The sequence below is a fragment of the Paraburkholderia sp. GAS333 genome, assembly GCF_050435665.1.
Lineage (GTDB): Bacteria > Pseudomonadota > Gammaproteobacteria > Burkholderiales > Burkholderiaceae > Paraburkholderia > Paraburkholderia fungorum_A.
In genome coordinates, this window is record NZ_JBNDKS010000001.1 from 888,801 (window position 1) to 902,939 (window position 14,139).

Consider the following 14,139-nt stretch of genomic DNA (forward strand, 5'->3'; position numbering starts at 1 on the left):
CTGGGCCGCCGGTCGGGAACCGGGGCTGGGTCAGTTACTGGGGAATCAAGCGATGCTTCGGTGTATCAGATGGAAGCGCGCAGCAGCAGACCTAGCCCGGAAGAGGGGGCTAGTAGTAGCGATAGGATGGTCTGGGCGCGGTACATAGAGCGCAATAGGAACATATTATCGGGACGGCGTCAAGCGCCGTCCGTGTTCAATGGGCCGGTTTGACGAAGCGCAGGGTCATGCGGTCCGACTCGCCGATTGACGCAAACCGCGCCCGATCGGCATCTCCGCCTTCGTAGCTCGGCGGCAGCGACCACACGCCATGCGGGTAATTTTTCGTGTCGCGCGGATTGCTGTTCACCTCGCTTTTGCTGATCAGCTCGAAGCCCGCAGCCTTGGCGTGGGCGATCACGTAGTCTTCGGTGACGTAGCCGGTATCGATGGTCTGTTGCAGCGATGTGCCCGGCGCGGCCCGGTGTTCCTCGACGCCGAGGATGCCGCCGGGCTTGAGCGCCGCGTAAAAGGCGCGCAGATTCGCATCGATTTCGCCGTCCTTGATCCAGTTGTGGATGTTGCGGAACGTCAGCACGCGATCGACGCTGGCGTCGGCGGGAAAGCCGGTGAATCGGCCCTTATGCAATGTGCCGACCACAACATTGCCGTAGACGTCGGGCGTGGCTGCCAGTTTGCGGGCGAACGCGGCGCGTCCGGCCTGGGCTTCCGCGGAAGGCGCACCCTGCGGGCCGTCGTATTCCGCCTCGTAGAGCCTGCCGTGGTCATGCAGGTAAGGCGCGAGTATTTCGGTGTACCAGCCGCCACCGGGCGCGATTTCGAGCACCGTTTGCGACGGCATCAGCTCGAAGAACTGCAAGGTTTCTTCCGGATGACGGTAGATGTCGCGCTGCCGCGCCTTCGTGTCACGTTGCGGTCCGGAAATTGCGGCATCGAGGGAGGCTGAACTGGCGGTTGACGATATGGTCGATGCCGACGGCCCTGTCGATGTTCCCGGGGCGGCGCAGGCGGCCATTAGCAACACTGCGGCCAATGTCGCGAGGGTCGTGCGCACCGCGCGTCGGCTGGATTTGGGTTGGGCGTTCATGACGCCCATTATCGGGCGCGATCGTGACGGACGGAAGCCGCCAATAGGCATAAGGATAGGCAGCAGGTGAATTTGCCCGGGACAAGGCAGCGGCGGGCGGCATGGGGCTGCATTTTGTCGCGGGTGTCGCGGGTGTCGCGGGTATCGCGCGGTGTCGCGGGTGCGCGCCTCCGCTTCATCGAACCAAACCCCGAACTCGCCGAAACCGAAGCACGTCGTCGTGCGTATAAATGAAGTGATCAGCGTTTGCCGCATTTGATGCAATCGCACGAAAACGCGGACGCGATCGCTTCATTTCACTTTGCCGGAGGCAGGTATGAAACGAATATCGAGGACATCGGGAGCAACGCGGATTCTGCTGTGCGCGGCGGCGCTGTGCGGGCTCGCCGCACAGGCGCACGCGCAGGGCTTGAGTCCGCAGGACGACATGAACGCGCCGCAAAACAGCACCCGGCTCATGCCGAACGCGGCGCGCGGCAGCGAATATCCGACGCATGGCAATCAGCAGGCGGGCGAGTTGAATCTGAATCCGACCGATCCGCGTGCACAGCTGGTCAACGGTTTGCCGAACCACACCAACGCGGGCGGATACGGCGCCCCGCTTGCCGGTGTGCGTACTTACGTGCAGCCGCAGGCTCCGGCCAATTGACGATTTTGACGATTTGAAGCAAACGACGGTCGTTGCCGCATCGCTCGCCTAACGGCGGCGCATCCTGACACAGACCGTGGCCAATGCCTTTCTTCGCCCGCCGATTCGCCGATTCACATCCCGAACACGATTCGCAGCGTATCGTTCTGAACGATCACCGACGCGCCGATCGTCAGCAGGATCGGTGGCAGCAAGGCCGTACCGTAGCGCCGGATCGGCGCGCCGAGCAGCGGGTGCTCCACGAGTTGCACGGCGGCGACACACCACAGCCCGATCATCGCGACGAACACCAGCGAGATGAACGCGCGATCTCCGTGTGAATGACTCGCATACAACGGCACGTAGACGGCGACGTTATCCGAACCATTGGCGAGCGCCACGCACGCAACCGTCCACCATGAAGAGCCGCTGCCGGCCGGCGCGCCGGATCTGGCGGATCCAGATTCGCGGACGGATTCAGGCAAGTCGTCGTCCTGACTACGCGCGTGGCGGGGACCGAAGCGTTCCCACGCTTTGCTCAGGCCCACGCATATCGGCAGGACGCCGAGCAGGCCGACATATCCAGCGGGCAAATGCGTCAGGAGTGCCGCAAGCATCAGCGACCCTGCGATCAGGACCAGCGAGCCCGCATATTGCCCGACGACCACACGACGCCGCTCAGCCCCCGCTTCCGCCAGAAAGGCGAGCAGGACGAACAGGTTGTCGACGTTGGTCGCGGCATAGGCCGCGATGGCGAGCAGGGCAAGGCTGAGCATGCGGAAAAAGCCTGTCGATGCAAAATGAGGGATGGCGGCGCGTCATCTTGATGGCCGCGACAGGAGCGGCGGCGGATCGACGGAGACATCGCCGGGCAACACGATGCCGACGCGAGCCGCCGAGGTCAAGCGATTACGTTTTCTTACGGCTGGAAGGTTGGGAATGCCGGAAGCGACGAGCGCGTTGGGTTATGCAAACGGCGCATGTTTGCGCTGTTTGAGCCGACGTAAGAAAGGAGAGGTCGCACCGGCCCCAATCCATCGTCGCGTGAGGACCCCGTAAGCTACAATTCCCGACGGCTTGAAAAACGGAACATCAATGAAGATTCGGATTCTTTCTATCGCCTGCATCACGGCCGCTGTCGCCTTGCTCGCGGCCTGCACGGCCACGTTCAGGAACTCGGACGCGTGCGAGCAGTTGATGCGTGGCAAGCTGGCCGATACATCGGCGGATACCTTGAAGGTCGCCCATCGGGGCGCGGGCATCCACGGCTCGCGAGTGGTGATCGAAGGTTCGATCGAGCATGTGACGACGGCGTCGGAAGCGGCAGCGACGGCGGCCACGGCGGCTTCTGCCGCTCGGGTTGCGGCGGCTTCGGCGCACGGGGCTTCGGGGGTATCGGCGACGCGAGCATCGGGGGTGGGCGTCGCGTCGGCAGTGTCGGCGACGTCGCCGGCCTCGGCTGTATCGGTGGACGCATCGGCTGCTTCAAGCGCTTCGGAAGCCAAAAGTGTCTCGACGAAACCGGCTAAACCAACCACGGTCGTTACCGCAACGGCCGCCGAATGCACGTTTCACGGCGCGGATCTGAACGTGTTCCGCTGGCTCGCACCGGCAAAGCTTGTAACACCCGCCGACGAAGCGGCCAGCGCGACATCTGGCTAACCTGCATAACTTCGATAACACGCGTCGTTGCGACTTCAGATGAGCGGGGGGCGCTTCGCTACACGTGTTCCTTGATTACGCGTTGTCGCGTACCGGGCTTGTTTCTCATTGATCAGGCCGCGCAGGTTCTTGGCACGACGCTTTGGCGGGTTAGAGCGAGTTGGAAAAATCACGCGGCCCCGAGCCTTAACCAAAGGGCAACTCCGCCCGAGCCGCTCTAAGGCCAGCCCCAGCCCAAGCCTAATCCACCCCGCCTGCCACCAACCCCAACACCCTCTCCCCAAAAGCCTCCGCCCGGCCTTCAAAGCATCGCTCTACAGCCTTCGTATCGATCAAACGCTGCCGCAGTTCGACCCGCTCAGCATGCCCATCGATCATCCGCACGGCAGCCGCCACGTACTCGTCGACGCTATCCGCGATTGCCCACGCCGGCATCCCCACACGCTCGAACAGCGCTCCGTCGATCCGCTCGAACACCTCCGGTCCTCGTTTGCAAACGCCAGGTAAGCCCATCGTCAACGCGTCGACGATCCCGTTGGTATTCCCGAACGGAAACGGGCTGAGAAACAGATCCGCGCAATTGACCCGCGCCAGATACGCGCCATAGCCGTGGAAGCCATGCACGGTCGCGCCAGGCACCGTTGCGCCGATCACTTCGCGTATCCGCTCCAGCCGCACACCTCTCGGCACGCCGCTCATGAAGTGAAACTCGACCGGTGTCGTCGCGCGTGCGGCGATCTCGCGGCATGTATCGAGAAAACCCGGATTGAGTTTCATCGCGCTCGCTGTGATCACGATCGCCAGCCGTTCGCGCGCTGGCGGAATGCTGGCGGCGATATCCGGCAGCGCAACCGATGGCCGGTAAGGCTGGCCGTCCTTCGGCAATTTCAGCAAGCGCTCGCTGAAACAACCGGGGTCGCCGACATAATCTTCCTCGACGCTGACATAGTCGATCCGGTCGGAATGCGTCGTGGCCGGGTGGCCGATTCCGGCAATCTGCACGGGCGCCACCCGCAGGTTCGACATGAAGATGGTCAGCACGAACATGCCGACGCTCGGCATATACAGCACATCGGGCTGTTCCGCGTCGGCAAACTCGCGAATCGTTTTCAGGCATTCACCGATGTAAGTGGGGTCTTCTAGTTCGATGAACCGGTCGAACACCGCTCGCCCGGCGTCGTCGACTGCGTAGCCGAAACCGAAGCCCACCAACTCGAAATGCTCGCGCGCCGCTTCGAGCGTGCGCGAATGCGTGCGATAAATCGAATGAGCGCCGCCAAACCATTCGAGCACGACGATCATCAGCGGCTTCCTGCCGGATGGTTTGCCGCGTTGCGCGTGGCCGCCGACGGTTTTCGGCTGCCGCGCGGGGAGGTCGGTCAAACCGAGGCGCTTCAGCTTGCGGCGCACCAGCACGTTGATATCGCGTTTGATCTCGTGCCGCCGCGGCGTATCCGCGTAACTGCAAAACATGTAGGCGTTGTGCAGCAGCGCGCTCGGCAGATCGTCGAGGTCGTCGATCTGTTGCAGCTTGCCGGGCAGCCACTCGATCAGCGCCTCGCGCTTCAGATGCGCATTCGCCGAACCGTTAAATACCGGCGACAGCAGCACCAGAGCGAGACTCGCGGCGAGCGTTTTGTCGTACGTCCACAGCGCGGCAAGGTCGAGTTCGAGTTCGGAATCGGTCGAATACAACACGCAGAGTTTTTCGACAAAACGGTCGCCGGTCAGAAACTGCATGTCGTGCGGCCCACGCGGATTCAGATGACGCGTGACGTGATCGGCATTGCCGAACGGCGTGGCGCCGAACATCAGGCCGATCCATTCGTGCAGCGTCAGAAGCAGATCGAGGCAGCCGGGGGGTAATTCGAATTGCGGGTTGGCGAACAGCGTCGACGCGGCGCTTGCGAGGCGTGTGAAAAAGCGCCGTTGCTGCTCCGCGGACGACAGGCCGGTCATGCCCGAGGCCAGGAAACTTTCGTCCAGTTCGCCGCGCTTTTGCTGGAGCAGCGCGAGCGCGGCGATGAACTGGAGCGAGGCCTTCACATACTGCCGCGTATAAACGAGCTGCTCGAAATCGTCGAGCGAAAAAGTGGGTTGTTCCATCGGGCCGCTTTTCAAGATATGCATGACTAACCAACATCAGGTCGGTCGAAAAGCCCGCGATTATCGCAGCCTCAGGACACCATAATTTCCGCTTCGACGAATTTGCGAATTTTCCGCGTGGAAGGCGATGGCGCGGCTAGAACGCGTAGTAGGGTCCCTGTCCGGCCGATGTTTCGCGCCCGGCGATGGCGGTGTAGACGCGTCGTCCGAAGAAGAAGGGTAAGCCCCAGCCGAAGCTTCTGCTGGCAACCCCGGCGAGGTTGCTGAACGCGTTATTCGACGACGCGAACAGTGAGCTTGCGTTGGCGATCGAGAACGAAAGGGTGCTCGACGCGCCGTCCCTGCCGGAAATCGTGGCGGTCGTCGCCTGCGCAGAGGCGGGGCAGTACCAGTAGCCACATTGCGGCAGTTGGCTGTTGCGGAAGAAGATGCCGTTCGAGCCGCTGTCGATGTAGCTATAGGTGTTCGTGTAGCCCGCCGCGTTCGTGGTGATGTAGCCGTTCGAGGCATTCGTCCTGATGACGCTGGCGGCGCCCAGCGTGTTGTTCGCCTGGGTGTCGATGCCGAAAGTCAGCGATCCGGTCACGCTGGCGGCGCCCGCGTCGGCGATGGCCGGCAGGTCGATCACGACGCCGTTGTTATCGAGCGGGAAGCGGCCGACCGGATTGGTGACCTGCTGCGCCAGCGACTGCGTGCTGGCGGTGCAGGCGCCGCTCGCGTCGCACCTGTAGTACCAGCGCGGCAGCGCGGTCGCTGCGCAACCGCTGCCGCAGTCGGTCGCGAACAGGCCGATGCCGAGAATGCCGTTGGCGCGCAGGGTTGACAGCTGCAGCATGGCCGGCCCGGCACTCGCGCAATCGGCGGGAACGGTGGGAACGGTGGGCACTGTGGGATCGGAGATCACATGAATCGGCAGCGATGCGGCGACCTGGCCTGCCATGCGCACGTCCGCGCTGCGCACGGCTCCCCACGCATAGCCGCCGCCGAACACGGCGCACTCGCCGGTGACGCCGCTGCCCGAACTGATGGCGGGGAGCGCGAGACTCGCCGGCAGCGCCGAGGCCAGAATCCGCAGACCGTTCGAGCCGGTGTCGACCTGAATATCGTCGATCGTCGCGCAGTTGCTGGTGCCGGACTGGCAGACGGTGACGCTCGTCGTCAGCATGTTGCGGGTCAGGCCGGGGGCTGTGGTCACCGAGATCGGCTGGATATTGGCTATGGTCGATTGCGGCACGCTCGGGGACGAACTGGCCGGCGGCGCGCCTGCCGTGCCGGATAGGCCTGAAGTGACGGACGTGCCCGCACCGCTCGCGGGTGTCGTGGAAGACGCCGATGTGTTCGGAGAAGCGCTTGCGACCGTGCCGTCTCCGCCCCCTCCGCCGCCGCAACCGGCGAGGATCGCGCAGACGAGGAGCAGGGTGTGCAGCTGGGCTGCGGAATGGGTTGCTTGATGGTCTGTCATGGCAATGGTGTCCAGGTGGCACAGCGGGTTACTGGAGATCGTCGATGGCGACGCCGGGCGGCAAGGCCGCAGGCAGCCACGCCCGGCCCACATAACCGCGCATCGGGCCACCGGATTCCACGATCACGTCGGAACGGACGACCCTCGACGAATGCAGGTTGCTGTCCGCCGGCGCTGCCGCCGCGCCCGCGAGATAGGACGCGTTGTAGCCGCCCAGCAGTGCGCGCAGATCCGGCATGGTCGGCCCTTCCCATGTGTAGGCGACGATCCGGCCCGTGCTCGTCGCGTACTCGTTGAGGGTCGTGCCGCCGGCGTCGGTCAGCGTGCGCAGGCGGATCGCGCCGTTCATCAGGGTCGGTTGCACCATGGAGGCGGAGGGCTGGGACGCTGTAGTCGCCTGAACAGTTCGGGTGGTCTGGGCCGGCATCGCGCCGTCCAGTTCCGCACGCGCAGGGCGACTGGCAGTCAGCGTGGCAAGTGCGATGAAGGTCGCGGCGAAAGCGGTCGAAAGGGAGAATCTGGGAAGGTCGATGGATTTCATGATGAGGCCGCTCACAGTGGTTGAAAGGGTGAATTCAAGATAGCAGCGAGGCGTCCAGATCGTTACCTGGTGCGCCTCTCCGGGGGTATGCCGATCTCAAAAACGACCTGCGGCGGAATCGGGAAGTCCGTTTTAAAACAACGCTTACGCTGAATTTTCTTACTAGTCCTACAGCTATTTGGGAAATGTCTGGAAATGTTAAATCCGCGGATCGGGGAGGGGCTCGTGGAGCAATAAGCAGGGGGTGTTCGTCGTCGGAAAATGGCGTGGAAGGAATCCGCCGATACCGTGCCGGATGCCGCGCCACAGCGCGTCCCGGCCGTCCCCGACGCGACTCATTTCGCCGACAAACCCCGGTTTTTGCACATGACCCGCCGGGATCGGTAAAATGTTGGGTTGATCCACGGAAACTTGCCGTGGCGTACGTAGCGGAAGGATTCCCCGAACATGACTGATCTTCGTCTTACCAAGCGGTTCGCAGTAATGCTGATGGCGGGCGGGCTGGTCGCCGGCTGCGGTACTTCGTCGCCGACCAAAATCGACTACAAGAGCGACTCCAAATCCAAGCAGGTGTCGCTTGCCGTTCCGCCGAACATGATCGACGAGACGTCCGATCAGCGTTCGTTGCCCCCGCAAGGCGGCGAAACCTCGCTGTCCGCGCTCAAGCAGGTTCAGGCGCAGGCGCCGGCCGGCAGCAACACGCTGACGGTGGTCCCGCAGGTCAGCAACATGCACATCCAGCGTGACGGCACGGAAAGCTGGCTCGTCATCGACAATAAATCGCCGGAACAGGCGTGGGCGCAGATTCGCCGTTTCTGGCAGGAGCAAGGCTTCCTGCTGGTGGTCGACCAGCGCGACAAGGGCGTGATGGAAACGGACTGGAACGAGTCGCACGCGCAGATCAATGACGGCCTGCTCCGCAACACGCTGTCCAAGGCGATGGGCACGAGCTACGTCACGTCGGAGCGCAACAAGTACCGCACGCGCCTCGAAGCGGCGCCGAACGGCGGCACTTACGTGTTCGTCAGCCAGAAAGGTATGCGCGAAGCGCTCACCGGCACGAACAACGATTCGAGCAAGTGGGAACCGAAGCCGAATGATCCGGGCCTCGAGCAGGAATACCTGAAGCGCCTGATGGTGGCGCTGTCGCAAGCCGATTCGCGCGCGTCGGGCGATACGCAGAACGCCGTTCTGTCGCCGGCCGGTGCGCAGGTCGCGCCGAACGCGGCGGCGGGTGCCAACTCGGCGGCAGCGGCTAACGCGGCGCGCAACGTGTCGCTGTCGGCACAGCAACCCATTCCGGATCTGGACGCGGGTAATCAGCCGGCGCAGGTGACGTCGACCGAAGTCACGCTCGGCGAGCCGTACGATCGCGCATGGTTGCGTGTGGGCCTCGCGCTCGACCGCAGCAATTTCACGGTCGACGACCGCGATCTGAGCCGTGGCCTCTATTTCGTCCGTTACGTCGATCCGAAGGATCTGTCGTCGGCGGAACAGGGCTTCTGGAACCAGGTTTTCCACGGCAAGAAGGAAAAAGTTGCCAAGCAATATCGCGTGAATGTGCGCGCGGTGACGCCTGACCAGACGCGTGTCGCAGTGGTCGACGACAAGGGTGCGATCGACGAAAGCTCGCAGGCCAAGCAGATCATGAGTCTGATGGTCGATCAGCTTCACTGATCGAGGCCACTGGCAGCGAGGCTTCGGCGTTTTTGCGTTGGTGACGAGGCTCCGTCAGCCAGAATCGCAGTCACGAAAAACCGTCCGGGATATATTCCCGGACGGTTTTTTTATGGCCGCACGAAACGCGCACGTGTTTTGCTTGACACCGGCTGAGCGTTACTAACCTGAACCAGCGGAGTTGGCCATGTTCGACGTGATCCCTTACTGGATGTGGGCGGCGAGCCTCCTTGTCCTCGCGCTCGTGTGCGGCGCAGCATTGAATCCGCGCGAATCGCGGAAGCCGGCGAGATTGCTGGCACGGGATGTCCACGGCGCTCACTCGCGCGCGAAGTGGCCGGCTCGTCGTGTTTGATATGCGATTCGCGTGAATCGTCGTTACGTACGGCCGCTCTGTGCGGCGTACGTAACGTGACGTTACCCCTGTGACGTAACTTTCAAAACCTTCCTAAGCGCCTCAATTCCCCTCGTTTCGTTCTCTGCCTTAAAGATAAATTCTCATAAAAATCAATGGGTTAATAAAATATCCTGAGAATTTTTCGAAACTGGCACACAAGCTGCTTTTAAAGATTCATGGGGCCGGATTGAATCAGCCGACCTGAGTTTGCAGCGAATCCGCGCTCAAACGGTTCCCAGGCATTTCTGGCAGCGGCCGACCAGCCGGTGCCGTACCCGATGTTGGCCTGCGCGCGTTGCGCGCGGCCCCGGTGGCCCCGTCGCCTATCCTCGTAGGGCGACGGTTTCGCCCGCACTCCGATTGGAGTGCGGGCTATTTTTTTTGTGGCGGGAATTTGCGACTGGGGAGTGGGGGCGGTCACCTGATGCGGTCACCAGAAGCGGCCACGGAAACCACGAAGATCGATGAAACTTCAGGGGACTGAAGGCGGCGACGCCGGGGAGGCGTCGCGCGGAAAAGCTTGGCGGTTCAGGTATCGGCGTGGCGCGTGCCGATCCCCGGCAGACGTTTGACTACGCCGGTAGCGAGCGCGGTGCCGACCAGAATCACGCCGCAGCCGAGCAGCATGCCGGGCGACACGCCTTCGCCGAGGAACAGCGCGCCCCACAGAATCCCGAAGATCGGAATCACGAAGGTCACAGTGATCGCGCGCGCCGGTCCGATTACCGCGATCAGGTGGAAGAACAGCATGTACGCAACGCCCGTGCAGGCGACGCCGAGCGCGATCACCGCGCCCCACGCATGCAGCGACACCGGCGCGGACGGCCAGAAAATCACCGCGAGCGGCAGCAGCACGATCGTTGCGCCGGTCATCGTGCCGGCGGCGACGGTCAACGCATCGACGCCGGTCAGATAGCGCTTGGTGTAGTTGGCGGCGATGCCGTACAGCAGCGTCGCGCCGAGCGCGGCGGCGGCAGCGAGCGCGGTGGTCGTCGGCGTGGTGGCGGAGCCGTTTGGCGCGGCGATCTGGTCCCAGACCAGCATCAGTACGCCGAGGAAACCGATCACCAGACCGAGCGTACGCATTGCGCTCAACCGGTCACGCAGCCAGAGAAAGGCGACCAGTCCGCCCCACAACGGCGTGGTCGCGTTGATCACGGACGTAACGCCCGCCGATAGCGTCAACTCGGCATACGCGAACAGGCAGAATGGCGCCGCCGAATTCAGAATGCCGACCACCAGCAGCGGGAACGCGTGCGTGCGCAGGATCGTCGCCGATTGCCTGAGCGGGCGTCGCGCGACCAGCACGATCAGCAGAAAGAGTGCGCCGATGCCGACTCGCAGCGCCATCAGCGGGGCGACGCCGAAGTCGGTCACGCCGACGCGGATAAACAGGAACGACGCGCCCCACAGGGCAGCGAGAATCAACAGTTGGACGAGATTGGCAGGTTTCATTGAGGTGGCGCCGCGCACGGTTGAGTCGAGACGCCCGCGCATCGTAACAGCGCGACTACGCGAAACGTTTCAGTCTGGAATGAAACGGCAAGTTTCGGGAGATGAGGGGACGTTGGCTAATCGTGATCGTAGGCTGCAGCGGTTCGGTTGCAAAGCGAGCAATTCTCACGCTGATGTGAGAAAAATTACGATCAGATGCACTGCGCAGAGGTGTTGCGCCCACTCCCCGAGGGCGCGTACCTGGAAAATCGTGAGTTATTTTGCAGCAGTGCGTACGTAGCGGGGGCCTTTCAGAGAGGGCCGAACCCGCCGCACGCACCGCCCACGGTCAATGTGGAATCATCCATTGCAGATAATTCTGCTGCAGCCAGACCAGCACGCCGAGCAGCACCGTCAACAGAATCGAGTGCTTGAAGGTTTTCGCGAACACGACGCCTTCCTTGCCCTTGAGTTCGGTGGTCGCCACGCCGGTCGAGATGTTCTGCGGCGAGATCATTTTGCCCATCACGCCGCCCGACGAATTGGTGGCCGCCATCAGTACAGGATTGAGATTGAGCTGATTGGCCGCGACCACCTGCAGATTGCCGAACAGCGCATTGCCCGACGTATCGCTGCCGGACAGGAACACCGCGACCCAGCCGAGGAACGCCGACACCAGCGGAAAAAACGGTCCGACCGACGCCACGCCGAGCCCCAGCGTGTAGGTGAGTCCCGAGTAGTTCATCAGATAGGCGAGGCCGACGATCGTCGCCACCGTGAGAATGGCGATCCGCGTCTGTACCCACGTATCGCCGATGGCCTTGACGAATTCACCCGCGCTCAGGCCGACTACGGCTGTCGTGATGAGCGCCGCGACCAGGATTGCGGTACCCGTGGCAAGCGGCTGGAAGTCCCAGATCGCGCCGTACGGCGTGTTGTACAGCGTGATGAACACCGCTTTGTCGAGGCCGGGCCACGGCACCTTGATATCGCCGATCGTGAACACCTTCGCCACCGTCCAGATGATCACGACGACCGACACGATGATCCACGGATACCAGCCCTGCGCTCCGCCGATCTTCCCGCGCACTTCACCCACACGGTCGATGTTGATCGCGAACTTCGGATCGGCCGCGGGTTTCCAGACGCGCAGGAACGCGATGGTCAGGATCAGCGACACCATCGACGACAGCACGTCGGTCAGGCTGTAGTTCACATAATTCGACGCGACGAACTGGGTCAGCGCGAAGCTCGCACCCGACACCAGCAGCACCGGCCACACGCGCAGCATGTTGCGAAATCCCGCGTACACGCCGATCACGTAGAACGGCAGCAGGAACGCGAAGAACGGCAACTGACGGCCGACCATTTTGGCGAGCTGATCGGACGGCAGATGCGTGACCGCGCCGAGCACGGTAATCGGCACGCCGAGCGCGCCGAAGGCGACTGGCGCGGTGTTGAAGATCAGCGTGAACGTGAGTGCTTCGAGTGTGGGAAAGCCAAGCAGGATCAGCAGCGAACTGGTGATCGCGACCGGCGTGCCGAAACCGGAAATCCCTTCGAGCAGCGCGCCGAACGAGAAGCCGATCACGACCAGCACGACGCGCCGGTCGTTCGGCAGATTGTCGATCATCCACATGCGGAAGGCCGCGAAGCGCCCCGAGCGCTGAGCGATGTTGTAGAGCAGGATCGCTGTGAACACGATCCACATGACCGGCCAGCACGCGAACACCGCACCCGCGAATACCGAGTTGATCGCGAGCCCGACCGGAAACTGCCACACGAAAACGGCGACCACCAGGCCGACGATCAATCCGGCGAGCGACGCCTGCCAGGCCGGTCTGCGGGCCCAGCCGAGCAGAAGCAGCACGACGAAGATGGGAAGGGCAGCGACGAGAAACGACGGCAATAGCGAGTTGCCGACAGGAGTGAGTAGTTGGTGAAACATCATGTCTCCTTCGTTGTTGTTCGTTGTTATCCGAATCGACGCGGAGCTACGCTGGGCAGGGCGCGTCGCGATGGCAGTGTGGATGAGCATCCTCGACGCGCACGGGGAATCTCGTCGTTTTTAAGCAGATACTGTGTGTGACTTTCGAAGCATAGAGCGCTGGTCGGGCGCGTCAAGAAGGGAAACTACCGGAGGGGGGCGGAGCGGCTGCCGTCGCGGATCTGCATCCTGGGTGAAGTAGATCCGCGTGGCGTGATGTGACGTGATGCGGCGTGATGTGACGTAACGCGAGCCGTTAAACGCCGTAAAAATTCAATGCCAATGATGTCCCCAGCCACCACCCCAATATCCGCCGATACCGATCGAAACCGACGGTCCGTAGTAGCCGGGGTAGCCATAGCCGTATCCGTAATAGGCCGGATACACCGGCGGCGGATAATACGCGGGATAAGCCGGCGCCACATAAACGGGCGGCGGCGCGGCGACGGCGTACGTTGGCGGCGGGACCTGCTGGACTGGCTGAACTTGTGCCTGAGCCTGGACCTGCTGCTGCGTGTCCGCCGAATCGGCCTGATCGGCGGCTTGCTGCGGGGGGAGAGCAGGTGGCGTGGCATAGGCCGGTGCGTAATAGCCGGATGGATAGTATCCATACGGGTAATAACAACCCGACAGCGTCATCGCGCAAATGGCGGCGCCGACGGCAAGACCTGCACGCCTTGCTCGCGGAAAATCTGAAAAGCAACGTGAAAGACCGCGCGATGGCCAAAGGCTCATCGCGCGATCCGTGTTGATGACGCGGGACTTCATGACGCGCTCCTGGTTAAATCGACGCCGGTACCGGGGCGTCGTTTTCCGAGCTTACGCTCCCGCTACGCGAACACGATTGCAAAAGCGTAACTGCGTATTTCGCGTCATTGCAAAACGCGAACTGAAGCGCGCGGCCGAGGTCGAGGCAGCAGTCACCGCATCACCAAAGCCCGCTTACTTACCCACCTGATTACCGATGATGCCGCCCGCCGCCGCACCGCCCACCGTCGACAGCGCGCTACCGCCGAGCGCCGCGCCCGCTGCGCCACCCAGACCTGCGCCGATTGCCGTGTCGCGGCCCTGACGGCTCATACCGTCACATGCCGAGAGGCTCCCAACGAGCGCAACGAGAGCCGCAAGCGTGCCGAGGGTTCGAATCGATTTCATGAT

General features: G+C 62.8%; 13 protein-coding genes. 4 read left to right on the forward strand and 9 right to left on the reverse strand.

Annotation, left to right across the window (positions count from 1 at the left end):
* Positions 1 to 196: 196 nt before the first annotated feature.
* Complete coding sequence (locus ABH945_RS04075) at positions 197 to 1,096, reverse strand: class I SAM-dependent methyltransferase (RefSeq protein ID WP_429250364.1); 900 nt, start codon at positions 1,094 to 1,096, stop codon at positions 197 to 199.
* A gap of 307 nt (positions 1,097 to 1,403) precedes the next feature.
* Here ABH945_RS04075 and ABH945_RS04080 point away from each other — a divergent pair, with 307 nt between their 5' ends.
* The gene (locus ABH945_RS04080) at positions 1,404 to 1,736 is read left to right on the forward strand and encodes a hypothetical protein (RefSeq protein WP_074764587.1); all 333 of its coding nucleotides are present in this window, start codon (positions 1,404 to 1,406) and stop codon (positions 1,734 to 1,736) included.
* A gap of 113 nt (positions 1,737 to 1,849) precedes the next feature.
* Here the strand turns inward: ABH945_RS04080 and ABH945_RS04085 are convergent, their stop codons facing one another.
* Entirely contained in the window at positions 1,850 to 2,491 is a 642-nt protein-coding gene (locus tag ABH945_RS04085) for a cadmium resistance transporter (protein ID WP_429249800.1), read from the reverse strand.
* Positions 2,492 to 2,810: 319 nt separating this feature from the next.
* Between ABH945_RS04085 and ABH945_RS04090 the strand changes: the two genes are divergently transcribed.
* Positions 2,811 to 3,377 (forward strand): hypothetical protein, encoded by a 567-nt coding sequence (locus ABH945_RS04090; RefSeq protein WP_429249801.1) that lies wholly within the window; start codon positions 2,811 to 2,813, stop codon positions 3,375 to 3,377.
* A 240-nt stretch (positions 3,378 to 3,617) separates the two neighbouring features.
* Here ABH945_RS04090 and ABH945_RS04095 read toward each other — a convergent pair whose 3' ends face one another.
* The 3 genes from ABH945_RS04095 to ABH945_RS04105 form a co-directional block, all read right to left on the reverse strand.
* The gene (locus tag ABH945_RS04095; protein ID WP_429249802.1) at positions 3,618 to 5,483 is read right to left on the reverse strand and encodes a glycosyl transferase family 1; all 1,866 of its coding nucleotides are present in this window, start codon (positions 5,481 to 5,483) and stop codon (positions 3,618 to 3,620) included.
* 136 nt (positions 5,484 to 5,619) lie between these two features.
* The gene (locus ABH945_RS04100) at positions 5,620 to 6,945 is read right to left on the reverse strand and encodes a DUF3443 domain-containing protein (protein WP_429249803.1); all 1,326 of its coding nucleotides are present in this window, start codon (positions 6,943 to 6,945) and stop codon (positions 5,620 to 5,622) included.
* 28 nt (positions 6,946 to 6,973) lie between these two features.
* A complete protein-coding gene (locus tag ABH945_RS04105; protein ID WP_074764577.1) occupies positions 6,974 to 7,486 on the reverse strand; it encodes a DUF2844 domain-containing protein in 513 nt (170 codons plus the stop codon).
* 447 nt (positions 7,487 to 7,933) lie between these two features.
* Between ABH945_RS04105 and bamC the strand changes: the two genes are divergently transcribed.
* Positions 7,934 to 9,163, forward strand: coding sequence for an outer membrane protein assembly factor BamC (gene bamC, locus ABH945_RS04110; RefSeq protein WP_074764575.1), 1,230 nt, complete (start codon positions 7,934 to 7,936; stop codon positions 9,161 to 9,163).
* Between the two features lie 187 nt (positions 9,164 to 9,350).
* A complete protein-coding gene (locus ABH945_RS04115) occupies positions 9,351 to 9,518 on the forward strand; it encodes a hypothetical protein (protein ID WP_171910223.1) in 168 nt (55 codons plus the stop codon).
* A 570-nt stretch (positions 9,519 to 10,088) separates the two neighbouring features.
* Here the strand turns inward: ABH945_RS04115 and ABH945_RS04120 are convergent.
* The 4 genes from ABH945_RS04120 to ABH945_RS04135 all read right to left on the reverse strand — a co-directional run bounded on the left by ABH945_RS04120 (position 10,089) and on the right by ABH945_RS04135 (position 14,136).
* The gene (locus tag ABH945_RS04120) at positions 10,089 to 11,015 is read right to left on the reverse strand and encodes a DMT family transporter (protein ID WP_429249804.1); all 927 of its coding nucleotides are present in this window, start codon (positions 11,013 to 11,015) and stop codon (positions 10,089 to 10,091) included.
* A gap of 328 nt (positions 11,016 to 11,343) precedes the next feature.
* Positions 11,344 to 12,942, reverse strand: a complete 1,599-nt coding sequence (locus tag ABH945_RS04125; protein WP_429250365.1) for an L-lactate permease — start codon at positions 12,940 to 12,942, stop codon at positions 11,344 to 11,346.
* Between the two features lie 312 nt (positions 12,943 to 13,254).
* Entirely contained in the window at positions 13,255 to 13,749 is a 495-nt protein-coding gene (locus ABH945_RS04130) for a hypothetical protein (RefSeq protein WP_429249805.1), read from the reverse strand.
* A gap of 174 nt (positions 13,750 to 13,923) precedes the next feature.
* Positions 13,924 to 14,136, reverse strand: coding sequence for a glycine zipper 2TM domain-containing protein (locus ABH945_RS04135; protein WP_074764567.1), 213 nt, complete (start codon positions 14,134 to 14,136; stop codon positions 13,924 to 13,926).
* Between the last annotated feature and the right edge of the window lie 3 nt (positions 14,137 to 14,139).

Excerpts from the sequence above, each read along its gene's own strand:
- ABH945_RS04075 (WP_429250364.1), bottom strand. The coding sequence starts at position 1,096 with ATGGGCGTCATGAACGCCCAACCCAAATCCAGCCGACGCGCGGTGCGC.
- ABH945_RS04080 (WP_074764587.1), top strand. The coding sequence starts at position 1,404 with ATGAAACGAATATCGAGGACATCGGGAGCAACGCGGATTCTGCTGTGC.
- ABH945_RS04085 (WP_429249800.1), bottom strand. The coding sequence starts at position 2,491 with ATGCTCAGCCTTGCCCTGCTCGCCATCGCGGCCTATGCCGCGACCAAC.
- ABH945_RS04090 (WP_429249801.1), top strand. The coding sequence starts at position 2,811 with ATGAAGATTCGGATTCTTTCTATCGCCTGCATCACGGCCGCTGTCGCC.
- ABH945_RS04095 (WP_429249802.1), bottom strand. The coding sequence starts at position 5,483 with ATGGAACAACCCACTTTTTCGCTCGACGATTTCGAGCAGCTCGTTTAT.
- ABH945_RS04100 (WP_429249803.1), bottom strand. The coding sequence starts at position 6,945 with ATGACAGACCATCAAGCAACCCATTCCGCAGCCCAGCTGCACACCCTG.
- ABH945_RS04105 (WP_074764577.1), bottom strand. The coding sequence starts at position 7,486 with ATGAAATCCATCGACCTTCCCAGATTCTCCCTTTCGACCGCTTTCGCC.
- bamC (WP_074764575.1), top strand. The coding sequence starts at position 7,934 with ATGACTGATCTTCGTCTTACCAAGCGGTTCGCAGTAATGCTGATGGCG.
- ABH945_RS04115 (WP_171910223.1), top strand. The coding sequence starts at position 9,351 with ATGTTCGACGTGATCCCTTACTGGATGTGGGCGGCGAGCCTCCTTGTC.
- ABH945_RS04120 (WP_429249804.1), bottom strand. The coding sequence starts at position 11,015 with ATGAAACCTGCCAATCTCGTCCAACTGTTGATTCTCGCTGCCCTGTGG.
- ABH945_RS04125 (WP_429250365.1), bottom strand. The coding sequence starts at position 12,942 with ATGTTTCACCAACTACTCACTCCTGTCGGCAACTCGCTATTGCCGTCG.
- ABH945_RS04130 (WP_429249805.1), bottom strand. The coding sequence starts at position 13,749 with ATGAAGTCCCGCGTCATCAACACGGATCGCGCGATGAGCCTTTGGCCA.
- ABH945_RS04135 (WP_074764567.1), bottom strand. The coding sequence starts at position 14,136 with ATGAAATCGATTCGAACCCTCGGCACGCTTGCGGCTCTCGTTGCGCTC.